Origin of the sequence: Streptomyces sp. NBC_00162 (assembly GCF_024611995.1) — a bacterium.
Classification (GTDB): Bacteria; Actinomycetota; Actinomycetes; order Streptomycetales; family Streptomycetaceae; genus Streptomyces.
In genome coordinates, this window is sequence record NZ_CP102509.1 from 1522346 (window position 1) to 1544500 (window position 22155).

Sequence of the window (22155 nt, forward strand, 5' to 3'; positions counted from 1 at the left end):
TACCGAGCTTTCCCCCGCCAGTCACACCCATCGAACACCCGCCGTCTCGCAGATCATCTTGCCCATCACCGTTGCCGTAGCCACACGCAACCCGTACTCGTCGCACGCTCGCCGCAGCAGAGGAAGTTGGGTGTGCCGGTAGTCCGGGACGACGATCCACTTCGCACCGCCCTGGTCGCCCTTGTCGCGTCGGATCTTCTCCGCTAGGAGGAAGCCGGATGTGAAGTCCTTAATGTCGATCCTGAACTCGACCTTCTCACCGGAAGGACTCACCGGAACCGCCCTGATGTCGTAGCTGTCCAGATCAGGCCAGAGGTCCACGTGGACACCGCGCTCCCGCAGAACCTCGAACAGGGCGATCTCGGTCAGGCCGGGAACCGTGGTGTACCGCCACGGCCCACGCTTCAGCGCCCAATGACCCACGGCCGGGACCGCGACCGGGATCTCCCCACGCACCTCCGGGGCGAGCACCTTCGCCTCCGCTGATAGCCGTGGCACATCCAGCATCGGCAGCAACACTGGCGGCGCACCCACCTCGGGAATGGAGAACATGTAGTGGGCGCCGAGTGTCTCGGCATGGGCCGGGTACAGGCACCGCACGCGGCCGATCCGCTCCCCGGGGCGCCCGTGGACGGTGGCCTTCATCGGCCACTGACAAAACGGACACGCGAACCACCACTGCTCAAACAAGGCCGCGTGATCGATCGGTTGGTAAAACTGGAAGATCCGTGCCGGGAGCCCCAGCTCCGTAATCTCCTCTTCCGTCCCCGACGGCACCATGGACAGGTTCCGTCGGCCGTTCACGTAGTCGCCCTGACGGCCGGTCTGCCGCAGCACCTCGTTGACGATGACTTGGTCCAGCTCTCCCTCGAGCTCCTCAATCGTCGGCGGCGAACCGTCACGCCGGGTCTTGTGCCGGACTGCGTCCAGGACCATCTGCTGCTCGTACGTGATATCGAACAGCTCGTCGGCGGGGTACCCGTCGGGGTCCACCAGGTGGACCCCTTCCAGTTCCTCCGGCTCGACACCCGCAGGAAGAAGACCGGCGAGGTCGCCGGTGAGGGAGTCCAGGAACGCGGAGAACTTCAACGGGTTTCCGGGGCCCCGGGCGGCGAGGATCTCGCCATGGGCATCCATCAGGGTCTGGAGCCGCCTCGTGGGCTCCCCGTCACCGGTGGTGAAGGCCGGGACTGCACGAGCGGCAGCCTTCATCACCCGCTCCCGGGCCTCCTGGTCAGTCATGTGCCGTGCTGGCATGTCATGAGTCACGGCCGAACCCTAAAGGCCGCCACTGACAATGCCTCTGATCAGGCGGATTCTTCACCTTCTGAGGTAGTGAACTCCACCAGGGGGTAGAGGCGTTCATACTCTGTGCGGTATGCGCGAATGTGTTCCCATCCCGCCTCGTTGACGAACCACCAGTACTCGCCGACAGGGCCCGTGTCATCTGCGCCCGCGTAGACAGGATATGAGGCGATGAATCCGCGGCCAGAGAGTCCGCCCCGGATCTTCCCAGAGTCCAGGTACATGCGCGCCTTTCCCAGCATCCGCTCGGGAAGGCCCTTGGCTCCCGTCTTCGCGAGCACCACCAGCTTCTCCCACAGCCATGCCGAGAGCAGGTGCTTCGGAGGGCGCCCCTTTGGGGGAATGTCCAGGCCAGCGCGCACGCAAGCTCGGCCAGCACGGGTCAACTTCACGATCACTTGGCGAAGGATCCCCCAGTCGGGGACCGGGACCATCTCCTCCTCCGACTCGATGAGCCCACGCCGTGCTAGGGCCCGCAGTGTCGACCCTGCGGCGGTATCGTGCTCGCCTTCAGTCCGGAGACGCTCCTGGATCGTGGTGTAGTCCGCCGGAAGATCCCCGTGCACCGAGAACACCAGTCGCCGCCACTGCGCCGCCGGGCCGGGATTCTTACGGTTCGCACTCGCCCTCTCCGCTCGATGCTCGGCACGCTGGTCCTCCTCGAAGATCACCCTCAGGTAGGTGCGTTGCCGGGCGTTGAGGGCGGCCCAGTTTTTTGCTGCCTTCGATGTTGCAGGACGAGACGCGGGGACGCCGGATTTCGAACTCTTTCCACTGCCACTGTTGCCTCTGAGTTCTTCAGGGCGTGGCATTGTGAGCCCCCAGGCATCCATCACCGCTCGCACCGGGACGCCATACACGTGCGCGAGAACGGCCTGCACGCGGTTCCGCGCATCTGGAGAGGCCCAGGAAGCCGGCAACTCCCCTCGCTCCGCCCTCAGGAGCCTGGGGCGCGAGACAGGAACGCCGACTCGGCAGAGCAGGGGAACACACCGGGTGACCACTTCGGCTGCGGTCAACCCTGCACTCATGCGGAGATCGGCGAGGAGGAAGGCGTCCGGATCGGTCTGCATGAGGTGAGCCGGCTGGCACTCCAGAACCCTTGCTAGCTGCATCAAGCGGCTGGGCGAGGGAGCACTCTTGCCAGTCTCATAGCTAGTGATGCGGAAGACGTCGGTACCGACAAGGACGCCCAGATCCGTCTGGGACAACCCCTTGGCCTTCCGCGCCCTTCGCAGCCTGTCGGGCCAGATCGGAACCCGGTTCCTGGTCATGCACTAACTCTAGACACCTTGCTGTCACGTGACATGCACTCTCATGACGGGGCGGGGCACGTACTGCCGCCCAGCCGCACTTCGACCACGACCAAACCGTCGCGCTCCTGCCAGCATGGCCGCTCCGCTGGCCAGTTCTGGTCTCCCCGGAGGCGACCGTCGCAGTTGCTGAAGCGACCCGGTGGGCACCACCCCGGGGTCTGGTGCAGCTTTGGGTGACAGGTTCGGTCCCACGGCCTGCAGGGCCAGTGTGGTCATGACGGTCTCGAATGCGACGGGAGTCAGGCGGCCGAGTGCGGCTTGTCGCCGGCGTCGGTGACAGGTCCGCTCGATCCAGGTAACGATCGCGATCCGGAGTTTCTCGCGGGCGGTCCTGCTCCGGCGGTCGAGGACGCTCTTCTGCAGCAGGCTGAAGAACGCCATGGCCGCGTTGGCGCCGGCTGCCCCACCCTCCCTATCGATCTGGCCATCCGGTGCTGGTCGAGCCCCCGACGAACTCCCGCGACCGGACCTGAAGAGCCGTCCGATCAGGTTCTTCACTCGCGCCAGGTTCCACCCGCTGGTCAGCCCAGCCATGCGTGTGCGGTTCACGCTCCAACTCCCGCTTCAGTCTGGCGATCAGGCAGTTACCCTGGGAGTCCGGGCTCCCTTTCGAGACGACCCCGGCGACACCGCCCTCACGCCATTGCCGACGTCATCGCTCCACTGACCGCTCGAACACCCGCAGCGCGACAGCAACGGCCTTGTTCGTCTCGCCGGTCCGGAACCGTGCCACAGTATCCAGACGGACCTGCTCCCTCGCGATTCTCTCCGCGTCGGTCAAGCCGCCGCCCTGCGCGTACCTCACCCAGCCAGGACTACAGCGCCCACGGCTCGCTCAGCCCGAACGCCCCGACATCACCCAATCAAGTTCAGTAGCTCCCTCGATCTAACCAGCAAGCCGGATTGATCGATACGCCTGGCAGCACCCGTCAGCGCCGCATAAGATGCCACCAAGACTGGCGGGGAGGGCGCTATATCTGGAGTAATGCCATCCCCGCCAAGAAGGGCGGGACCGTTGAATGAAATGCGCCGGGGAAGCCGAAACACCCGCGTCCACTCAGTGGAACTTTTCGGCTTTCGGGGGGTTCCCACATCACTAAGCGTCTCATTTGAAGGGGCTTCTGGACTTCCATCATCCGTCTTGATTTTCGGAGAGAATGGTTCCGGAAAGTCATCAATTGTCGACGCAATCGAATGGGCTTGCCAAGGCCGCATCGCGCGTAGCTCAAGCTTCCGTGGCAGTGCACGACCCGCCCTAATAAATTTGGCTCACCCTGCCCGCGATTGCTCCGTGCAGGTCAGACTGTCAAGTGGGGCGATTGTGCGGAGGACAGCATCCCTCGATCCAGAGGAAGCACTGCGGGTCGGCGGGGATCCGACACCGGAGGAATTCGGGCGCGTTCCAATGACGCTCAAGCGGGCCGATATTCTGAGATTCCTCGACACACCTCCGGCGAAACGCGGGTCACTATTCATTGATCACCGGTTCGACGGCGAGGCCGCATCAAAAAAGGTGGAGTTCACCCCAGACCAATTTGCGGTCATGGAAGAGCGCAACGAAGTGAAGCGTCGCATGCGAGAGTCGGCAGCAAGGATTGCATCCGCACTCTCCATTTCTCCGGCCCCATACGATGCGAATGAGATTGAGCGCATGATTGCCGTTGACGTCTACAAAGGCGTTCAACCCAGCAACCGATTTCGAATCTCACTACCTCGCCCAATTCAAGAATTCATCGACGATATTGCGGCATGCCGGACGGAGATCAAGAGACTCAATAAAGAAGCACGCCAAATCCAAACACCGGAGGACGGCCCGGGAGTTGAGCGCGTTCGCGCCATGCACAACCTCCTGGGGGAGGTGGGCGGTTGGCTCACGAAATCCTTCCTTTCCGTCACTCAAGCTACCTACGTGAGCAGAGTTCAGCCGGTGTTCGGACGCATAAGCGCCGTCTCGCTTGAAATCGAGGTGAAGCTTTCCGCTGGGCAGACTGTGGCCCCTCAGCAAATCTTCAGTGAGGGATACCAGGACCTCATCGCCCTTCTCTACTTCTTGGCAGTTTCTCGCGCCGCCGGAGAGCAGGGCCAGGCGAAGGTTCTGATTCTCGATGATGTGCTACAGAGCGTAGATTCCAGTGTCCGCGTCGCCGTGATGGAATTGATCGCCAGGGAGTTTAAAGACTGGCAGCTCATAATAACGGTCCATGACCGACTCTGGCGAACCCAAGTGAGAGACATATTCCAGCGAACGGGCAGCCCGATCACGGAAGTGGAGATTAAGCGCTGGAGCTTCGGTGACGGGCCAGATGTGATTACGGCCGGCCGGGAAGCCGAGTCCGCACTCTGGGTGGCTCTTGACGGAAACGATCCGTTTGCCGTCTGCGGATTGACCGGCCGACTCCTAGAGCAGATGTGCGATCGAATGAGTTGGGCCATCCCCATCAGCGTAAAAAGAAAGCGTGGAGATGCCTATACGCTCGCTGACACATGGCCTGGCACGATGAAGGAACTGAAGCGGACCTCATGCGCCAGCCAGGCAACCTCGATTGATCGATGGATTCACCTCCGCAACACGGCAGGCGCCCACTACAATGAATGGGCCGAGGGGGTCAGCTGGACTGAAGCCGAGGCATTCGGATACTCAGTGCTGGAACTCTATTCCAAGCTCCGCTGTATCAGGTGTGAACAGTGGGTGACCAAACTTGCCTCGTATTCCTATAGCTGCAAATGCGGCAGCACCCGCCTAGATCCAGCATGATGAATTAGACCGAACATGCGCCGTCCAATACATCGCCCCCCTGGGGAGCCCTAATCAGTAGGACGTCAGAGCTAGAGGGTCTCGGAAGGTGGGATCGCGGGCAGCCGGGCAAGCCCTCGGCCAGGGGCGGGCGTGCGTCTGCTCACGGCCGAGCAGCGTGTTCCTGTGTCCCAGCAGTCCTCGACGCGGACGCGGACCAGTGGCTCCCCTACGCAACATCCACCCTTTGCTGCTTGATCCAGGCATGGACTTCGGACACCTTGAACTGAATCTTGGCATTGCGCCCGGCGCCGAACCTATAGACGGAGAGCCCGGCCTTCGGCGCTTCCCGGTACACCCACTGCACCGACATGTTCAAGTATTGAGCCGTCTCTCTTACGTCCATGAACTGAGCGGCCATCGAACCTCCTGTTCCATTGAGGATCGTGGATCGATCCCGGCATCCGTCTTGCACCATGACTCTCACGACGGATCAGGCTTGGCCCTGCCGCTACTCAGCGCTAAGATCCGGCAGCCTTACGCACTCCGCAGGCACCGATCGAGACCGGAGTACCTGCGGCCGTCACGTGATTGTCAGTTCCCTGGATCTGACTCAGGAGACAGGGGGATTACCCGTGAGTGACCTCAGGGCATTTCGCGTCAACGACGGGACCGCGACGGAGATGCGAGGGGCCGCCGTTGCATTGGAAAGACAGCTGCAGACTCTGATCGAAGCCAACATGGAGGTGATGCTGGGCATCCGGTTCCTCGCCAGCGAGTACCCCACCGGACGTCACCGAGGCCGTATCGACTCTCTTGGCCTTGACGAGAACGGGACGCCCGTGATCATCGAGTGCAAGCGGACCCGGGGCAAGGAGCTGCTCCCGCAGGCCCTGTCGTACCTGGCGTGGCTGGAGGACAACCACCACGAGTTCGAGCGCCTCGTCGTAGACCGGCTCGGCTACGAGGCCGCCGGGGCAGTCGACTGGAGCAACCCCCGGATCGTCTGTATCGCGGGGGACTTCACGCCTCACAGCGCCGTCGCTCTAGAGGTCATCGGCCGACGGATCGATCTCGTCGCCTACCGCGCATTCGAGGACGTGCTGACTCTGCGTCTGGTCGCCTCCGTAGCCGGGACGGCAGCTCTTGCCCAGCGGCGGCCTTCTCTCGCCTCCGCCTCGGTCAGCGCGCATACGAGCGTGAAGTCGGTGCAGCATTTCCTGGACGAGTCACCGTCAGGGCTGGGAGCTCTGTTCGCAGACCTGGACGCGGTGTTGCTCGCCCAAGGTGACGTACGGAGGGAAGCACAGCTGCACTACTTCTCGTACCGCCGGATCAAGAGTGTGGCGACTGTCCGCGTTCGGCCCAGAACTCGTGCCCTCGTGGTCAACCTGCGTGTACCGCCCGACGAGGTCGAGTTGGAGGACGGGTTCACGCGGGACGTCAGCGGAGTGGGCTGCCTGGGGCTCCGGGGCGGGATCGAGGTGCGGATCAGATCCCGGGATGACCTGGAACGAGCGGGCGCTTTCATACAGCGGAGCGTCGCGGCCGGGTGAGGGCTCGACACAAGAAGGGCGGTCGCCGTATCCGGGGTTCCGGTACGGCGACCGCCCTTCGTCAGTCCGCCTGTCTCTGCATGTTCTGCCCGACCCTGTCATCTCAGAGCTCCGGCCCTGCGAGCTCGAAGGCCTCCTGGTCGAGGGCCGTGCGGAGGCGCTGTTCGGCGAGGCCGGCGTAGTGGTCGGAGAGCTCGACGCCGATGAAGTGGCGGCCTTCCTTCAGTGCGGCAACGCCGGTGGAGCCCGATCCGGTGAAGGGGTCGAGGACGGTGCCTCCGGGCGGGCAGACCTGGACGAGCTGCTGCATGACCTCGACCGGCTTCTGGGTGATGTGCACGCGGTCCTTGCGGGGCTGGGACGCGATGTAGTGGCCGGGCAGATAGAGACCTCGGGTGTTGTCGAGGCTTCCCTTGACGCCCCAGACGATGAACTCCGAGTCCTGCTTCGGACCGCCCTTGCGGGGCCGGGAGGCCGGCTTGATCCAGGGGATGGTGCCGGACCAGGTCCAGCCGGCCATCTGGAGGGCATCGGTGGTGGTCGGTTCCTGCCTCCAGTCGGTGAAGACCATCGCCACCGCGTGTTCTCGGGACGCCCGGTACGACTCGGTGAGCAGGTCGGTCAGCCAGGCGCGGTACGAGCGCTGGTCGCGGTTCTCGCCGGGGAAGTTCTGCAGGTCGTGCTTGGCGTCGCCGCTGGTGTACTTCGCGCGGGCGGTCCGCCCGGTTCGGTCCGAGCTGGTGCGGCCGCCCGAGTTGTAGGGCGGATCGGTGATCACTGCGTCCACGCTCGCGTCCGGCAGGGATTTGAGGACGGTGAGCGCATCTCCTCGGTGCAGCGTGTACGACACAGGCGCGGCCTTTCATTCATCTTGCGGTCGGTCGCGATCCCGGATCTGTTTTGGAATCTGGGAGTACGCACCGGGGATTACCCCTCCGTAGAGCATCGGGCGGCGCTCTCGTGGGTTTGGTGCGGTGGAGGTTAACCGACTTCCCCAGCCATGCCGATTGAGCCCGCGCTCCCCTCGAAGACGGACCTGCACGAATTCTCAGCCTGCTTGGTGCGGCCGGATTCCGTCTCTACAGTCTCGCCGAGTTCAAGCCGTGGAGCTGCTGGAGATTCGGAAGGACGTATCTCTCATGTGCCGAATGAGATTACGAGCGCGGCTGGCTGCCGCGCGCCAACACCAGGGACGTAGATGAGAGTTAGCCGCTCCCCTGCGTCATCACCGCCTCTTGGCCCACTGAGGCCGAGCATTCACGACCAGTGCGGCACCGGTGGCCTTTCGACGAGAACTCCGGTGCTGCCCTGTCTACGAGTAAGGAGCTGCGAATGCAGCTTGCCCGGGCACGTCCAACTCCTTGGCCCAGGCTCCGGCGTCAGCGAGCATCCGGCGGTCACCCGTGATCAAGGTTGCCGCGATAGCCAGCGCGGTAGCGGTCGCTCCACTGATCCTGATCGCGCCGCTCACTGTTGCTCTGATCGGCTCCTCGAACGCACAGGCTGCCTGCGGTGACCAACAGGGTGTCGATGCGGCCGCGGTGGTCGGGCAGGTGGAGTCGGTCCTCAAGGGCAGCAGCAGCGATTCAGTGTCCGTGCCTGGCCTGGACGATCCCAAGGAACAGATCCCGAACGCCAAGGCGATCCAGGCGACCGGCGTAGCGATGAGGGTGCCCGTTCGCGGGCAGATCGTCGCGCTGGCCACCGCCCTGCAGGAGTCGGGGCTCCGGAACCTCGACCACGGAGACAGGGACTCGCTGGGACTGTTCCAGCAGCGCCCTTCGCAGGGCTGGGGGACGCCGGAGCAGGTGCGCGATCCCGTCTACGCCTCGACGAAGTTCTACGAGGGACTGCTCGAGGTGTCGGGGTGGGAGTCGATGCCCGTCACCCAGGCTGCTCAGGCAGTGCAGGCAAGCGGTTTCCCGGACGCGTACGCAAAGTGGGAGCCGTTGGCGACAGCGCTGCAGAAGGCCATCAGCGCCACCCTCCCCCAGGCTGGTGTCGACACCAGCCCTGCGGGCGCCACTCCAGTCCCGACAGCCCTTGGCGGTAGGTGCGCCGACGGTACGAGCTTCGGCCCGATTCCGCCCGGCTCGCTCCCGGACGGGTACCAGATTCCGGCGGATGCCCCGAAGCCCGTGCAAACGGCCATCCGTTGGGGCCTGGTGCAGCTCGGTACCCCGTACCAGTGGGGCGGCGCCTGCACCGAGCCGCGGGGCCCGGACCCGATGGGGCGGTGCGACTGCTCCTCGCTGATGCAGATGTCCTTCAAGGCCGGCGGAGTCTCGCTGACCCGGACCACGTACACGCAGGTCAACGAAGGCCGTGTGGTGAGCGTCGACACCCTCCAACCCGGCGATCTGCTGTTCACGCGCGGCACGGCCGCCGTACCCGAACACGTTGGGATGTTCATCGGCTCGGGGCTGATTCTGCACGCACCCCGGACCGGTGACGTGGTCAAGATCTCGACCCTCGCGGACTGGAAGCCGGACGTGCTCGCAGCCCGTCGCGTCGTCTGACCGGTCTCCCGCCTTCCCCCTCCCTCCCCATCGCACTCTCGGGCCTCCCCATGCCCATTTTCGAACTGGAGTTCCCCATGAAGTTCGTTGAGAAGGCCCAGTTCCTTGCGTACGACCCTGGCGTCACGCCGCGCGAAGGCGGCCTTCCAGGACTCGACGTCCTCAAGAACGTGATCAGCTCCATCAACCTGTTCGGCATCATCGCCGTCGTCGGAGCCCTGGCCATCTCCGCGCTCGTCTGGGCCTGGGGCCACCACAGCGGCGGCCACCAGGCGGAGGCGAACGGCAAGAAGGGCACGGTCGTCGCGGCGGGTTGTGCCCTGCTGCTCGGCGCCGCCAACGGCATCGTCGCCTTCTTCTCGGCGATGGGCACGCAGGTCCACTGATGACGAGGACGCGTCTCTCCGAGGGCAGGCACAGCGCTCCTGCCGCCTCGTCAGTCTGGCGACGGATCCTGATCGGTGCTGTCGTGCTGGCCGTTCTGACCGGGGTGGCCGGACTGCTCGCCTACTTCACCCGCACCGATGCCGGCGGTAGCGCGAAGGAACCGGAGGCCAGGGCGTCGGCCGCTCCGTCCGTCCCGGCCAAGCCCTCCGCGGGATCGGGGGCAGCGCCCCGACGCCACCCACGACCAGTGACCCGATCGCCTTCGGGAAAGCGGCAGCTCAGGCCCTGTGGAGTTATGACACCCGCGTCCTCTCCCAGCCGGAGCACTTGGCCAGCCTCCAGCGGTGGATGACCAGCGAGGCGAAGTACGCGGACTGGGCCTCGGTCACCAAGCAGGTCCCTGACCCGGTGCTTTGGTCCCGGCTGCGGGACAACCAGCATCACATCACCGGCACCGTCGGCGAGGGGCACTTCCCGGAGGTGTTCAAGGCAGCCCTGGCCGCCGATCCCGGTGCCATCACCTCCGCCTACGTCTACGCCGTCACCGTCTCGGGGCGTCAGTCCATCGCCTGGGCCGGTGCCGGCGGTGGAGCGGAGGCCCGCTCCCTCACGCTCGCGGTTCAGTGCCGGCCGCAGCAGAGTTGTGCGCTGGCCGGCGTCTTGCCGACCGTCTCGCCGTGACTCCCCTCATCCCTGAAAGGAGGTACCCCCTGTGGGAGCCTGCGACATCCCCATGATGGACAAGGTCTGCGGGATCGTCGGTGGCGTGGTCGGTTCTACCGGCGAGGCCGTCACCGACGGAATCGGCGCCTGGATCGCGAAGTCCATGGGCGAGATGGCCCAGGGCGGCGCCGATCTCGCCGCCCAGGCCGTCGACCAGACCACCGGCATCGATCTCAACGCCGAGTGGTTCCGCTCGAACTACGAGTTGCTGCTGCCGATCGGACTCATCCTGACCGTCGGCACCTTCTGCCTGCAGCTGATGCGCGCTGCGTGGCGCCGCGACGAGCGGGCCCTCGCCCAGGCCGTCAGCGGCACGGTCGGGGGCGTGATCTTCGCGTTCGCCGCCATCGCCTTCACCACCGTCGCCCTCACCGTGGTCGACGCGTTGAGCGCCGGCTTGTTCCAAGCGGCGAACAGCTCGATCGATGACGCCGTACGCCGCATGATCAAGGTCAACCTGTACGGCGCGATGTACGGCTTGGGCTGGGGTATCCCCTCCATCGTCGCTCTCGGGGCCGCGGTCGGGGCGTTCCTGTACTGGGCCGTGATGGTCGCCCGCAAGATCGGGAACCTGGTCCTGGTCACCTTGGCGGTCTTCGCGGGTGCCGGCGGCGGCTGGGAGGTCGCCCGGCGCTGGCGGCGCGGCTGGATCGAGGCCACCGGCACGCTGATCGTCAGCAAGATGCTGATGACGATCGTGTTCCTCCTCGGCATCTCCGCCATGGGCAAGACCGATCCGGCGGACGGCCTCGGTGCCCTGTCGGACGCCATGGCAGGGATCGTGATCATGGTGCTGGTTCTGCTGTGTCCGTACGCGACCTACAAGTTCGTCCACTGGGCTGCGGACGGCGGCGGCCAGGAGGATCTGCACCGCACCGGTGTGGCGGGCGCGGCGGTAGCCGCTCGAGCCGCGAAGACGGCGGGGCAGCTCGCTGTCCAGGCCGGTACCGGTATGCCTGCTCCGCAGGGACCGGCAAAGGTGGCGGGCCAGGGCTCCGACGGTGTCGTCTCCGGGATCGATCCGAGCGGAGGCTCGGGGAAATCTCCGGCGGTGCGGAGAAGCAGACCAACTTCCGATTCGGCGAGGACGCGGGTGCCACGGGCGACAAGGGCCGCGCACTCATCCGTCGGCCTCCCGGTGACGGTGACCGCGGGCAGCCGCTGATCCAGCGCCCCGGCCAGGACGTCGGCGGCGCGTTGGCCGAGGCTGCCTCGGTCTCATCCGGGCCGACGCCGCAGGGCTCCGGGGGATCGGCCACGCAGCCGATCCAGGTGTACCGGGCCGCGGCCCGTACCGGCTCGGCGGGTCCCGTCGGCGGGCCGACACCGCAAGGCGACGCCACATCTCAGTGGTGGGTCTACCCCAGTCAGCAGAACGGTCCGGCCTCCTAGTCCTGCCCAACCAGGGGGCGGGCCGTGGCCTGTGCGGCCTCAGCCCGCCCCCGTTCCCTCACCTCGCGCTTTCTCTCGACGTTCCAAGGACGGCCTCGCCATGCCCTTCGACTCTCCACAGCCCGACGGCCCTGCCACGGTGAAGTTCCCCCACCGCTCGCGCCGGGGCCTCCTGCTCGGACTGTCCGCGCCACAGCTCGTCGCCGCCACCATCACCGGCCTGCTCCCGCTCGCGGTGCTGATGGGCTCGGGTGTGGCCGGTGCGCTCAAGCTGATACCCCTGTGGGCGCTCATCCTCTCGGCCGTCTTCGTACGCCATCGCGGCCGGTCGCTCGCCGACTGGGCGCCGATCGCCCTGCGGTACACATGGCGGCGTAGCAAGCGCCAGCTGGTCTGGCTGACCCGGCCCTCCAGTCGACCGCGGCGCGACGGACTGCTCCACCTCCCCGGCACCGCCGCGTCCCTGCGCGTCGTCACCTCGCCGGACGGCCGTCTGAGCGCCGTACACGACCCCCACACCGGAACCCTCACCGCGGTGGTCAAGGTCTCCTCCCGGGCCTTCGCCTTGCTCGATCCCTCCATGCAGAACAACAACGTCGCCGGCTGGGGCCGCACTCTCGCCGCGCTCGCCCGCACGGGCCACCTCGCCCGGGTGCAGGTGCTGGAGCGCACCGTGCCGGACAGCGGCGACTCCCTGAACCGGTACTGGGGCGCGTACGGCAATCCCCAGGCGCACCTTGCCGGGCCCGTCTACGCCGACCTGCTGACCGCGGCCGGCCCGGCCGCAGCCCCGCACGAGAGCTACGTGGCGCTCGCCCTGGACCTCAAGGCGGGCCGCCGTCTGATCAACCAGGCGGGCGGCGGGCTCACCGGCAGCTTCGCCGTCCTCACCCAGCTCACCTCCACCTTCGACCAGGCCGCCCGCACCTCCGGCCTCACCCCGGGCGGATGGCTCCTCGCCACCGAGATCGCCGCGGTGATCCGCACCGCCTACGACCCCAAGGCGCTGGCAGCCCTCGACCAGTGGTCGGCCACCGGACGACCGCAGGCCGACCCGGCTGCCGCCGGCCCCGTCGTCCTGGTCGAGAAGGCGGACCGGATCGAGACCGACTCGGCCCACCACGCCACCTTCTGGATCGAGAACTGGCCCCGGATCGAAACCTCTCCCGGCTTCCTGCACCAGCTTCTCTTCACCTCTGGGGTACGGCGCACCCTGTCCCTGACCTACGAGCCCAAGGGGCTGGACGCCGCGCTCAAGGACGTGCAGCGCAGGAAGGCCACCGTGATCGCGGACGCCGCCGAGCGCCAGCGCAAGGGCCAGGTCGACTCCGAAGAGGACTCGGTGGAGTACGCGGACATCAAGGACCGCGAACGCCAGCTCATCGCCGGCCACGCCGACGTCGCCCCCCGACTACCCCTGGCTCCGCCAACACCCCGGCTCGGGCGACGTACTGCTCCGTCCTACGTCGCGCCGAGGTGAGTGGGGTGAGTGACTCGATCGCGCAGAGCATCCCGTTCGCATCGTGGAGCAGCCGAGCCAGAATCTGCCGTTGGGGTGCTTCACTGAACCGATACGCCGCCGCTCGCATCCCGAGGCTGACGGCGCCCGAACCGAGGCGGTATTTTCCGGCCTCATCCCTCACGAACACGTCGTAGGCCAGCCCCGAATTGAGTATTCGGTGCACCGTGCTCTTGTTGAGACCCGCTTCTCTGGCAATGGCGCGCGGCCCATGGGACGGGCCATCCATGGACGCCAGGGTTCGCTGCACGTGGAATACGCGGTCACACGCCGTGCCTGCCATATCCCCCTCCTATTCCGTCATCCACCGGGTGGGGCGCGTAGGTGCAGACCCGGCGGGTATCAATCGGGCGCTACGCCGTCTTTCCAAGCGTCCCAGCCGTCGAAAGGAACTCTGCTTCCGGAAGTGCGACTTCCGGGACTAAAGTCCCTACGGTTGCGGCGCCGAGGACCGCCCCGTCCGAAACCCCACAGGGCTTGTCCCCATTGGGCCGACGACCGAGAGGGTCACTTCACGCGAGGACGGCATCACCGGGAGCGAGGGAGGAATCATGCCTACGCCCACCCGAAGTCGGGACCAAAGTCCCGACCAGCGGCCTGCCCTGGATGAGCTGATCGGGCTTGCCGGACTGTTGCGAGCGTGGCGCGCAGCAGCCAGCGCCAAAATGCGGCGGAGCAAACCGCTGTCGCAAGCCGAGGTGGCAGCCCGGGCCGGGATGACCGAGCGTTGGTACGGGGAACTGGAGCGAGGAGCGTCTCCCCGCCTGAGACGCCCGAAGATCGACCAGTTGGCAGAGGCGCTGCTGCTGAACGAGGACCAGCGCGAGACCCTCTACCTCTACACGGACGGAGGCTCCCCGCCCCGCTCCCCCAAGCCTCCGGGGTACACCGACGGCCTTCACCCGCTACAACTGCTTCTCGACCATCAGATGCCACGGCCCGCGTACCTCAGCGATGCCGCCTGGAACATCGTCGGATTCAACCGGGCCATGGCCCAGTGGTTCCCCTGGGTCCTGGAGCCGGGCGCCAACCTGATGCGTTGGGCACTGCTGCATCCCGATGCCCGGGAGCAGTACGTCGGATGGGAGGAGCACGCACGGATCTACCTCGCCATGGTGAGGATGGCACTGGTCAAACACGACCGGATGCCCGAGCTGGTCTCGGTGCTGAACGAGGTCCTGGCCGACGAAGATTGTCGCCGCATCTGGGACAGCAAGCCGGAGTTGGTGGGCCACCGGGACGGCCACATGTTCAGGCTGAACATCTCCCGTTTCGACCACCAGGACATCGAGGTCGTTACTCAGGTGCTCTACCCCGCCGCCTTCCCGGACCTCCGCTTCGTTGCCATCACCTGGCTCGGCAGCCGAGAAGACCCTGGCGCCGAAGCCGCCCGCCGGAGTCCATCTGCGGTCGAGGGCAGCGGAGGCCGCGTCACACCTCCACGGCCGGCCCAGGGGACACCCCCGCGCCCATACTGGGCCCTCGACTCCTTCGAAGCGGCACGCTCGCTCGCCGGCTCCTCCCCCGTTGATCTACCGGCCCTCAGCGCGGTGGCCGGTCGAGGTACCCGGCTCACAGCGGACTTCTCGGGTCGCAACGTCATCTGGGCGACGAGCGAGGCAGGCGGCACGGTCGCCTTCGAGGACCTCAGCACGCAAGAAGCCCTCGCACGCATCCCGATTCCGACACTCAGTGCGGGAGCTCGACGGGAGTATCAGAACCTGCTCCGGTCCACTCTGGCCCCCGATGGCCCGACCGCTGCGAGGCAGATAGACGAGCTCCTCATCCCTCACCGCGCAGCCATCGATCTCTTGGTGGACCTTGGCAGCCAGCTCAGCCCCGCCGGCGCAGCCGCCCCATCTCCCGGCCTCAGCCGCAGCGAGTCCGGTACTGGGACGGAGAGAGCCCAAGCACTCGCTGGAAGGCTCGGCGCATGGCCTCGGTAGTGGCGTAACCGCTCAAGGCAGCGATGCGCACGACATCGTCGTCGGTGTCCTCGAGCAGCCGCCTCGCTGTCTCGAGCCGGGTGTTGGCCACATAGCGCCCGGGGGTGACGCCCGTCTCCTCGGCGAACGTCCGCGTGAACTGCCGAGCCGACAGATTGGCGCGCTGAGCCAAGGCGTCGACCGACAGGTCGGCGTCCGGGTGGTCGGCGATCCACTGCTGGAGCTCACGGAGTTCTTGGCGATGCGCGAGCTGCGCCTGCATCTGGGTGCTGAACTGGCCTTGGCCGCCGGACCTCCGCAGGAAGACGACCATGTAGCGCGCGATCGTCAGGGCCGCGTCCCTCCCGATGTCCTCCTCCACCAGGGCAAGAGCGAGGTCGATGCCGGCCGTGACGCCCGCCGAGGTGTACACCGAGCCGTCCCGGATGAAGATCGAGTCCGGTTCGACTGCGACGTCGGGATACCGCTGCGCCAGCTCCCCAGCTTTGTCCCAATGTGTTGTCACCCGCCGACCTGCGAGCAGATCGGCCTCGGCGAGCAGGAACGCACCCGTACACACGGAGACGACTCGCTCCGCCTTCGGGGCGTTCTCCTTCAGCCACGAAACGACGTCCGGATGACCGGCACCCGCGTCGGGAACGCCTCCGGCACCGCCCGGCACGAGCAGCGTGTGGGGAACCTCAGCGTCCGCCAGGTCCACATCAGGCATCAGGGTCACCCCGCTGAGCGATGCCACGGCTGACCCGCCCGGGGATGCCGTAGCGATGCGGTACCCGGTCTGCCCCGGAGCTGTGGCGGCGAGGTAAGCGTTGGCCCCGGCCAGTACGCCCACGGGGCCGGTGACGTCCAGCGCCTCAACGCCGTCATAGAGCGTGACCAGCACCGTGCGGGACCTCATACCTCAACCATGCCCACCCTCAAAGGTGCCCGCAATGCAAGACTCCGGCATGTACGGCAACGTGGATCCCGGACGGGCTCCAGCCGATCCCCTCGGCCCCGTGGCTCCGCGGCATCAGCTCTGGCCAGGCGGCGGTAGCCCGATCAGGGCTTCCAAGTACCTCTGCACCGGCTCGAAGATCCCGCCCGGGATATACCCGGGAAGCTCTGCAAGGGTCACCCAGGCCACCTCGGCGATCTCGGTCGGGGCGGCGGCACGTGCGGAACCCCTCACGGCATCGCAGGCGGCGTACGACATCAGCCTTCCGGTCATCGGATGAACCCGCTCGCCCAGCGCCCCGGCCGCGGATACGTCCAGACCGGTCTCCTCCTTCGTCTCCCGTACGGCCGCGTCCTCCCATGTTTCCCCGGGTTCGACCTTGCCCGCCGGGAACTGCCACGAGAGGTTCCCCTCCGCCATCCGACGTCGCACCAACAGGACCCGGCCCTCATGGACCACGACGGCGGCGGCAACCCTCAGTCGGTGATCGTCCGGCCCGCTGCGGGGCGAGGCGTCCTCAGGCACCATGGTTCCGCATGTGCGGTGCCAGCAGGTGGATCGCTTCCTCCCAGTGGAAGCGATCGGCGCCGCCGCCTGCCTTCGGACGGTGAGGCTCGTAGCTGCCGATCGATATCCCCATCTCACGAAGTTCAGAAATGCTTCGCCGGTAAGCGGGGTGCGCCGCCAGGGCGGAGTTCACGTACGGCAGGACTGCGGTGGGGATGTCCATGCCGTACGCCTCGCAGAGGATGGCCAGCGCGAGGTTGTCGGCGAAGCCCGCCGCCCACTTGTTGACCGTGTTGAAGGTCGCTGGAGCGACCGCGATGGCGTCTGCCGGCGGCAGGGGGCGATCGTCACCCGGCTGCCTCCAGGCGGAACGGATCTGGAAGCCTGTCTGCGTCTCGATGTCAGGGACGTCGAGGAAGGGCAGGGCATGCGGAGTGGCGACGACCCCGACGTCCCAGTTCCGCTCCTGTGCCGCCGTGATCAGCTTGCCGACGTCGTCCGCGATCCCGGCGGCACAGACGACGACGTACAGGAACGGCCTGCGCTGAGGCTCCGTCACGTGAGACCCCTTCAGCGCCAGTAGTCCGCGAGCATCTCCGCCGGCCAGCTCGGTTCCCGGACCTCGCCCCGCGGACCCATCTCCTGAAAGTAGGGCGCGACGTCATAGACCGGGGTGCCGTCTATCGCGTCGAGGTCGGCGACATGCAGGTCCAAGCCGTCGACCTTCACCAAGCGTGGAAAGGACTGGGCCAGCTGGTTCGGCCGTCGATGGTTCCGGTGGACGAACGTGCCGGAGGGCTGCCAGGCGGGATTGTTGCGAGGGCTCCGCGCATGGAGGTCGACGTCTTCGGGCGAGGCCTTGTGGAATTGCCAGACGACGAGGAGGTGGGAGAACTCTTCGAGACCTTGGACGACCTCGACCGGGAAGTCCGGGTTCAAGCGGATGATCGCGGGGCCTCCCCAGTGGTCATCAGTGGGTTCAACCCGTCCCCCGATCACCGTTCCGATAGGCGTGATCTCCAGCGACTGCGCCATGCGCTCCCCCTCAAGCCTCGTCGTCACCGGCTCAATCTACAGCGGATGATGTGGCCCCTTGAGCTCCGACAACCGCCAGAGATGACAAGGAAGTTGAGATGCTCCGTGTTGACGGACGGCTCGTGTCAGTGGGCCCGCTCCTGCTAGGGTCCCCCGTTCGCAAAGGAGGTCGTGATGAACGGATCCCTGCCCGCTGCCGCCCAGGTGGACCTGCGCCGGCAGCCGGTAGACGACGTGCTGGAGCGCGTGGAGCAGGCCCTGCACGTACGGCTGGACCGGCAGGCACTGCTTCGCAAGCGCCGCTCCTTGGGCGGCCGTACGGAGCGGGGCACCTGGGTGCGTATCGAGCGGCGGGGATTCGAACGGATCGGCGCGCAAGGCTGGAACGGGACCGAGGCTGCCGCCGTGCTGCAGGGGGTTGCGATGCCCGAGTGGTTCCAAGGCGTGGCATGGCGCGAACAGGGCGAGCCGGTCATGTGGCGTGCGGATGAGCTGGAGTTGATGACATCGCCATCTGTCGGAAAGAGCGCCCTGGTGCTCGATGACCCGGGCCTTCCTGACACATGGTGGGAGGCGCTGAATGCTTCTCTGGACGCGCTTGCCGCACAGCGGACGCCGCGGATCGCGACCCCGGACACGGTGACGATCACGCAGGAGCAGGTGACGCAGACCCTGGGGGAAGCTTTCCCCGGCCTCTCCGACACGCGGATCGAGCGGTGGGCTCCTGCTCATGCGGACCTGACCTGGGCCAACGTGATGGGACCGGAGTTCTCCGTCATCGACTGGGAGGACTGGGGCATGGCACCCCGAGGCCTGGACGCCGCAACGCTATGGGGCAACGCGCTTGCCGTCCCGGCGCTCGCGGGCCGCGTCCGGCATGAGCGACGCGCGGACTTCGAGAGCCGGGACGGCAAGCTGATGTCGCTCTTCTTTCTCTCGAAGACCCTCGGCTCCCTCTCCTACGAGGGAGATCCGCTGCTGGCGCCGGCCCGAAAGGAAGCCAAGCGCTTGGTGGACGAGCTTCAGTCCACCCCGGACAAGTGAAGATCAGCCGTACGCCTGCGCCGGTCCGCGGACAGCCGAAATGATCACCGACCACGGGATAGCCAGTCCCGGCCTCCACCGGGCCTGGCCCACGAATCAGTTCCTGAACCAAGTGGAGGTTGGCGCCATGCCCGAGAAGGTCACGAAGGAGAAGGTCCTCGTCTACGTCGTCCGTGACGGACGCCTGCTCGTGTTCCGCCACACCGACTACTCCTATGAGGAGGTCGGCATCCAGGTGCCCGCAGGCAGCATCCGCCCCAGTGAGACCCCGGAAGCTGCCGCCCTGCGCGAGGCCCGCGAAGAGACGGGCCTGTCGGACTTCAAGATCGTCCGCAAGCTCGGCGAGACCGAGTACGACATCAGCCCGTACCGGTGCGAGATCCAGCACCGGCACGTCTTCCACCTGGAGCTGACCGAACCGACGCCGGAGCGCTGGATGAGCCAGGAGGACCACGACGGCGAGCAGGAGCCGACCTACTTCGAGTGCTTCTGGATCCCGCTGGAGGCCGCACACATTCTCCAGTCCGGCCAAGGCGCGCTGCTGGGGCGCCTGTCCGACTCGCCGCTATAAGCGGGGGCGCGGAGGTTCATTGGCAGCGCTTTGAGATCCCTGGCCAACGCCCGCCGTCTGGCCCGTACCACCCCACTGCGTCCGTCCCAACCCGAGCAGCTCACAGCAACCAACAGCCGCCGCACTCCGTAGGCGCCGTCAGGCCCGATGCACTTCGGCGTCGGTCCCCGACGGCAAGTCCACACAACCGGACGGCTACTTCGCAGCCCCTGCCCGAACGGTGCCGGAGCCGATAGCACCCCGGAGGACGTGGGCGATCTCCTCGGGTTTGAGGTCGATGCCGTCGATCCCCTCCACGGTCAGCGGGATCTCCTCCAGCGCATACTCACCACGGCCTTCTGCACTGAACTCGGGCCCGGTGCGATCCTCGAAGGACCAGGTGGCGATGCGGGCGAGGTAGAAGAGCTGACGTTCGTCGTCGGACTCCATCGTGTGGAGGAGCCGGACGATGTCGGCCTTCCCCGCGATCTCCTCGTGGATCTCCCGGTGGAGAGCGGCCTCCCGCGACTCATCGCTGGGTTCGACGCCGCCGCCGGGCAGTACCCAGTACACGGGGATGTCGGGCTTGGTTCGGCGGATGACCAGCATCGTGTCGTCAGCGGTGACGAGGACGGCTCGGACTCGTTCGATCATGTCGGTCTGTCTCCTTGCTTGTTGACGGTCTCAGTGCAGCAGCCGGCCACCGTCGACGTGGACGGATTGCCCAGTGATGAACGATGCGGAGGAGCCCACGAGGAACGCCACCAGGGCTGCAACATCTTCGGGTCGACCGCGGCGAGGGACGCACTGGCGCTTGATCTGGTCCTCCGGGCGCGCGAGGTGCTGGGCGGGGATGGCGTTCTCGGCCTCAACCTGGATGGCGCCGGGCATGACCGTGTTGACGCAGACCCCGTACGGGCCCAGTTCGCGGGCGAGGGAGCGGGTCAGTCCCAGTAGCCCGGCCTTCGCGGTGCTGTACGCGACCAGGTTCGTCCGGCCGACGCGGGCGTTGACGCTGCCGATGTTCACGATCCGCCCCCAGCGGCGTTCGATCATGCCGGGGGTCACCGCGTGGCAGGTGCGGTAGTGGGCGGTGAGGTTCACGTCGAGGGAGTAGCTCCAGGCTGCCTCGTCGGTGTCCTTCCAGGGGACGCGGGGGTAGGAGCCGGCGTTGTTCACGAGGATGTCGATGGGGCCGATCTCGGCGCGGACGAGCTCGACCATGGTCTGGACGGCGCCGGGGTCGGTGAGGTCGGCGTTCGCCGCGATCCCGGGGCTGCCGTCTGGCTCGAAGGCGGCGAGGAGGGCATGGGCATATGTTGAGATCCCTTGGCCAAGGCCCACCTTCTGGAGCGCCCCAGCGGTACCTTCGCGTCAGAAGAAGCGGTCGCAGATCGGGGTGATGGGTGTGAGCGGGTACATCGAGGAGCAAGAGCGGATCGGACAACGGGTCCGGCGTCAGCGGCTCTCGGTTGGGATGACTCAGGCCGACCTTGCCGCCGCACTGGGGCGGACGCAGGGGTGGGTATCGAAGCTGGAGAAGGGGCGGATCGAGCTGGACCGGGCCGGTCTGATCAACGCCGTGGCCGCCGCGCTCCACTGCCATCCGAACACCTTGATCGAGCGCCCGTACTCGGGCGGCGGCGCCGAAACCAAGTGGCAGGTCTCAGCGGCCTCCATCATCCGGGAACTGCGCCGGTACGACCTGGCTCCCGTCTTTGACGGCACCCCTCGGCCGTCCGAGGTGCTGTGGCACGACATGAAGCGCCTGCTCCGCCTGCGCGACGCCGCGGCGAACGCCGCCGTACTGAAGGAGCTGCCGGACATGCTGCGCGAGGCCCGGGCCCTCGCTGAGGCGTCCACTGGCCACGAACGTGAAGAGGCGTTCGCGATCTATGCGGTGGCCTGCAAGTTCGCCCACACAGCGGCCCATGCCCTCGGACATCCCGAGCTGGTCGCCATGGCCTGCGAACGGGCCACCTGGTCCGCGCAGCTCTCAGGTGACCCGGTGATGCCGGCGATGGCGCTGTGGATGCGCATGTGGGACACGTGGGCGTCGGCCGACTGGGATGACGCCCTCGCCCTCGGGGACAAGGCCCTCGCCAGCATCGAAGCCGAGTACGAGGCCGGCGACCCTCTCGCCCTGCGTATGTGGGGCGCCCTGCACCTGCGGGCCGCGATCTCGTCCGCGCGCGGCGGGAACGCTGCTGGGTCGGATGAGCGGCTCGCGCTTGCCCGTACGGCGGGCGAGCGGGTCAACTCATACGTCGGGCCCGAGATCCACGACCGGCACTCGGTCACGTTCAGCCTCGGAAACGTCGTCATCCACGGCGTCAGCGCCGCCTTGGAGATGAGTGACCAGACGAAGGCGCTCCGGCTCAACCGCGAGGCGGACCCCGCGCACATCGCGGTTCTGCCGAACTCCCGGCTCGGTCACCACCACATGGACCTTGCCCGCGCGTGGCTGTGGGACGGTAACCGCGACCAGGCCCTGACCGAACTGGAGACCGCCGAACGTATCGCTCCCCAACTGGTGCGCAATCACCCTGTCGCTCGCGCTACTCTGCGGAAGATCATCTACGCGGAGCGGGCTGCTACGCGCCAGCGGCTGCGCGGCATGACCGGACGTTTTTCGCTGGACTGACCTGGGGACATTCCCCGGATTCATATTGCCCCGTAGCGGAG

Annotated in this window: 21 protein-coding genes and 1 pseudogene; 11 read left to right on the plus strand and 11 right to left on the minus strand. The window is 66.7% G+C overall.

Annotation, left to right across the window (positions count from 1 at the left end; translation table 11 throughout):
• Window positions 1-21: 21 nt before the first annotated feature.
• Window positions 22-1137: a hypothetical protein gene (locus tag JIW86_RS07790; protein WP_257553114.1), complete on the minus strand. Its 1116-nt coding sequence runs from the start codon at window positions 1135-1137 to the stop codon at window positions 22-24.
• Between the two features lie 170 nt (window positions 1138-1307).
• Complete coding sequence (locus tag JIW86_RS07795) at window positions 1308-2579, minus strand: helix-turn-helix domain-containing protein (protein WP_257553115.1); 1272 nt, start codon at window positions 2577-2579, stop codon at window positions 1308-1310.
• Between the two features lie 1066 nt (window positions 2580-3645).
• On the opposite strand from JIW86_RS07795, the gene JIW86_RS07805 reads away from it, so the two are divergent.
• A complete protein-coding gene (locus JIW86_RS07805) occupies window positions 3646-5376 on the plus strand; it encodes an AAA family ATPase (protein ID WP_257559247.1) in 1731 nt (576 codons plus the stop codon).
• A gap of 208 nt (window positions 5377-5584) precedes the next feature.
• Here JIW86_RS07805 and JIW86_RS07810 read toward each other — a convergent pair whose 3' ends face one another.
• On the minus strand, window positions 5585-5776 hold the full coding sequence (locus JIW86_RS07810) for a helix-turn-helix transcriptional regulator (RefSeq protein ID WP_257553116.1): 192 nt from the start codon (window positions 5774-5776) through the stop codon (window positions 5585-5587).
• Between the two features lie 166 nt (window positions 5777-5942).
• Here JIW86_RS07810 and JIW86_RS07815 point away from each other — a divergent pair, with 166 nt between their 5' ends.
• The gene (locus tag JIW86_RS07815) at window positions 5943-6911 is read left to right on the plus strand and encodes a transporter (protein WP_257553117.1); all 969 of its coding nucleotides are present in this window, start codon (window positions 5943-5945) and stop codon (window positions 6909-6911) included.
• 103 nt (window positions 6912-7014) lie between these two features.
• Here JIW86_RS07815 and JIW86_RS07820 read toward each other — a convergent pair whose 3' ends face one another.
• Window positions 7015-7761 (minus strand): DNA-methyltransferase, encoded by a 747-nt coding sequence (locus tag JIW86_RS07820; protein ID WP_257553118.1) that lies wholly within the window; start codon window positions 7759-7761, stop codon window positions 7015-7017.
• Between the two features lie 553 nt (window positions 7762-8314).
• Between JIW86_RS07820 and JIW86_RS07825 the strand changes: the two genes are divergently transcribed.
• The 5 genes and pseudogenes from JIW86_RS07825 (at window position 8315) to JIW86_RS07845 (ending at window position 13412) form a co-directional block, all read left to right on the plus strand.
• On the plus strand, window positions 8315-9430 hold the full coding sequence (locus JIW86_RS07825; protein WP_257553119.1) for a C40 family peptidase: 1116 nt from the start codon (window positions 8315-8317) through the stop codon (window positions 9428-9430).
• A gap of 77 nt (window positions 9431-9507) precedes the next feature.
• Window positions 9508-9816, plus strand: a complete 309-nt coding sequence (locus tag JIW86_RS07830; RefSeq protein ID WP_257553120.1) for a DUF6112 family protein — start codon at window positions 9508-9510, stop codon at window positions 9814-9816.
• 349 nt (window positions 9817-10165) lie between these two features.
• Window positions 10166-10498 carry a hypothetical protein gene (locus tag JIW86_RS41635; RefSeq protein ID WP_322975498.1) on the plus strand — a complete coding sequence of 111 codons (333 nt, stop codon included), beginning with the start codon at window positions 10166-10168 and terminating at the stop codon, window positions 10496-10498.
• A 31-nt stretch (window positions 10499-10529) separates the two neighbouring features.
• A pseudogene (locus tag JIW86_RS07840) lies at window positions 10530-11932 on the plus strand (SCO6881 family protein).
• A gap of 100 nt (window positions 11933-12032) precedes the next feature.
• Window positions 12033-13412: an SCO6880 family protein gene (locus JIW86_RS07845; protein WP_257553122.1), complete on the plus strand. Its 1380-nt coding sequence runs from the start codon at window positions 12033-12035 to the stop codon at window positions 13410-13412.
• On the opposite strand, the gene JIW86_RS42120 is transcribed toward JIW86_RS07845, so the two are convergent.
• A complete protein-coding gene (locus tag JIW86_RS42120) occupies window positions 13312-13734 on the minus strand; it encodes a helix-turn-helix domain-containing protein (protein WP_416237535.1) in 423 nt (140 codons plus the stop codon). The two genes, JIW86_RS07845 and JIW86_RS42120, sit on opposite strands and share 101 nt — an antisense overlap.
• Before the next feature lie 268 nt (window positions 13735-14002).
• On the opposite strand from JIW86_RS42120, the gene JIW86_RS07850 reads away from it, so the two are divergent.
• Entirely contained in the window at window positions 14003-15397 is a 1395-nt protein-coding gene (locus tag JIW86_RS07850) for a helix-turn-helix transcriptional regulator (RefSeq protein WP_257553123.1), read from the plus strand.
• On the opposite strand, the gene JIW86_RS07855 is transcribed toward JIW86_RS07850, so the two are convergent.
• The 4 genes from JIW86_RS07855 to JIW86_RS07870 form a co-directional block, all read right to left on the minus strand.
• Entirely contained in the window at window positions 15321-16295 is a 975-nt protein-coding gene (locus JIW86_RS07855) for a GlxA family transcriptional regulator (RefSeq protein WP_257553124.1), read from the minus strand. The genes JIW86_RS07850 and JIW86_RS07855 overlap by 77 nt on opposite strands.
• 114 nt (window positions 16296-16409) lie before the next feature.
• Window positions 16410-16862 carry an NUDIX hydrolase gene (locus tag JIW86_RS07860; RefSeq protein WP_257553125.1) on the minus strand — a complete coding sequence of 151 codons (453 nt, stop codon included), beginning with the start codon at window positions 16860-16862 and terminating at the stop codon, window positions 16410-16412.
• Complete coding sequence (locus JIW86_RS07865) at window positions 16852-17400, minus strand: flavoprotein (protein WP_257553126.1); 549 nt, start codon at window positions 17398-17400, stop codon at window positions 16852-16854. Before JIW86_RS07865 ends, JIW86_RS07860 begins: the two co-directional genes overlap by 11 nt.
• Before the next feature lie 11 nt (window positions 17401-17411).
• Window positions 17412-17876: an SAM-dependent methyltransferase gene (locus tag JIW86_RS07870; RefSeq protein WP_257553127.1), complete on the minus strand. Its 465-nt coding sequence runs from the start codon at window positions 17874-17876 to the stop codon at window positions 17412-17414.
• 174 nt (window positions 17877-18050) lie between these two features.
• Here JIW86_RS07870 and JIW86_RS07875 point away from each other — a divergent pair, with 174 nt between their 5' ends.
• A complete protein-coding gene (locus JIW86_RS07875; RefSeq protein WP_257553128.1) occupies window positions 18051-18920 on the plus strand; it encodes an aminoglycoside phosphotransferase family protein in 870 nt (289 codons plus the stop codon).
• 127 nt (window positions 18921-19047) lie between these two features.
• On the plus strand, window positions 19048-19491 hold the full coding sequence (locus JIW86_RS07880; protein ID WP_257553129.1) for an NUDIX hydrolase: 444 nt from the start codon (window positions 19048-19050) through the stop codon (window positions 19489-19491).
• Window positions 19492-19686: 195 nt separating this feature from the next.
• On the opposite strand, the gene JIW86_RS07885 is transcribed toward JIW86_RS07880, so the two are convergent.
• The gene (locus JIW86_RS07885) at window positions 19687-20124 is read right to left on the minus strand and encodes an NUDIX hydrolase (protein ID WP_257553130.1); all 438 of its coding nucleotides are present in this window, start codon (window positions 20122-20124) and stop codon (window positions 19687-19689) included.
• 30 nt (window positions 20125-20154) lie between these two features.
• The gene (locus JIW86_RS07890; RefSeq protein ID WP_257553131.1) at window positions 20155-20814 is read right to left on the minus strand and encodes an SDR family NAD(P)-dependent oxidoreductase; all 660 of its coding nucleotides are present in this window, start codon (window positions 20812-20814) and stop codon (window positions 20155-20157) included.
• 58 nt (window positions 20815-20872) lie between these two features.
• Between JIW86_RS07890 and JIW86_RS07895 the strand changes: the two genes are divergently transcribed.
• Window positions 20873-22114 (plus strand): helix-turn-helix domain-containing protein, encoded by a 1242-nt coding sequence (locus tag JIW86_RS07895; RefSeq protein ID WP_257553132.1) that lies wholly within the window; start codon window positions 20873-20875, stop codon window positions 22112-22114.
• Window positions 22115-22155 lie beyond the last annotated feature (41 nt).

What these genes read in the sequence shown, in the direction of transcription:
- JIW86_RS07790 (WP_257553114.1), bottom strand. Translation starts at nt 1,137, where the DNA reads ATGGATGCCCATGGCGAGATCCTCGCCGCCCGGGGCCCCGGAAACCCG.
- JIW86_RS07795 (WP_257553115.1), bottom strand. Translation starts at nt 2,579, where the DNA reads ATGACCAGGAACCGGGTTCCGATCTGGCCCGACAGGCTGCGAAGGGCG.
- JIW86_RS07805 (WP_257559247.1), top strand. Translation starts at nt 3,646, where the DNA reads ATGCGCCGGGGAAGCCGAAACACCCGCGTCCACTCAGTGGAACTTTTC.
- JIW86_RS07810 (WP_257553116.1), bottom strand. Translation starts at nt 5,776, where the DNA reads ATGGCCGCTCAGTTCATGGACGTAAGAGAGACGGCTCAATACTTGAAC.
- JIW86_RS07830 (WP_257553120.1), top strand. Translation starts at nt 9,508, where the DNA reads ATGAAGTTCGTTGAGAAGGCCCAGTTCCTTGCGTACGACCCTGGCGTC.
- JIW86_RS41635 (WP_322975498.1), top strand. Translation starts at nt 10,166, where the DNA reads ATGACCAGCGAGGCGAAGTACGCGGACTGGGCCTCGGTCACCAAGCAG.
- JIW86_RS07845 (WP_257553122.1), top strand. Translation starts at nt 12,033, where the DNA reads ATGCCCTTCGACTCTCCACAGCCCGACGGCCCTGCCACGGTGAAGTTC.
- JIW86_RS42120 (WP_416237535.1), bottom strand. Translation starts at nt 13,734, where the DNA reads ATGGCAGGCACGGCGTGTGACCGCGTATTCCACGTGCAGCGAACCCTG.
- JIW86_RS07850 (WP_257553123.1), top strand. Translation starts at nt 14,003, where the DNA reads ATGCCTACGCCCACCCGAAGTCGGGACCAAAGTCCCGACCAGCGGCCT.
- JIW86_RS07855 (WP_257553124.1), bottom strand. Translation starts at nt 16,295, where the DNA reads ATGAGGTCCCGCACGGTGCTGGTCACGCTCTATGACGGCGTTGAGGCG.
- JIW86_RS07860 (WP_257553125.1), bottom strand. Translation starts at nt 16,862, where the DNA reads ATGGTGCCTGAGGACGCCTCGCCCCGCAGCGGGCCGGACGATCACCGA.
- JIW86_RS07870 (WP_257553127.1), bottom strand. Translation starts at nt 17,876, where the DNA reads ATGGCGCAGTCGCTGGAGATCACGCCTATCGGAACGGTGATCGGGGGA.
- JIW86_RS07875 (WP_257553128.1), top strand. Translation starts at nt 18,051, where the DNA reads ATGAACGGATCCCTGCCCGCTGCCGCCCAGGTGGACCTGCGCCGGCAG.
- JIW86_RS07880 (WP_257553129.1), top strand. Translation starts at nt 19,048, where the DNA reads ATGCCCGAGAAGGTCACGAAGGAGAAGGTCCTCGTCTACGTCGTCCGT.
- JIW86_RS07885 (WP_257553130.1), bottom strand. Translation starts at nt 20,124, where the DNA reads ATGATCGAACGAGTCCGAGCCGTCCTCGTCACCGCTGACGACACGATG.
- JIW86_RS07895 (WP_257553132.1), top strand. Translation starts at nt 20,873, where the DNA reads ATGGGTGTGAGCGGGTACATCGAGGAGCAAGAGCGGATCGGACAACGG.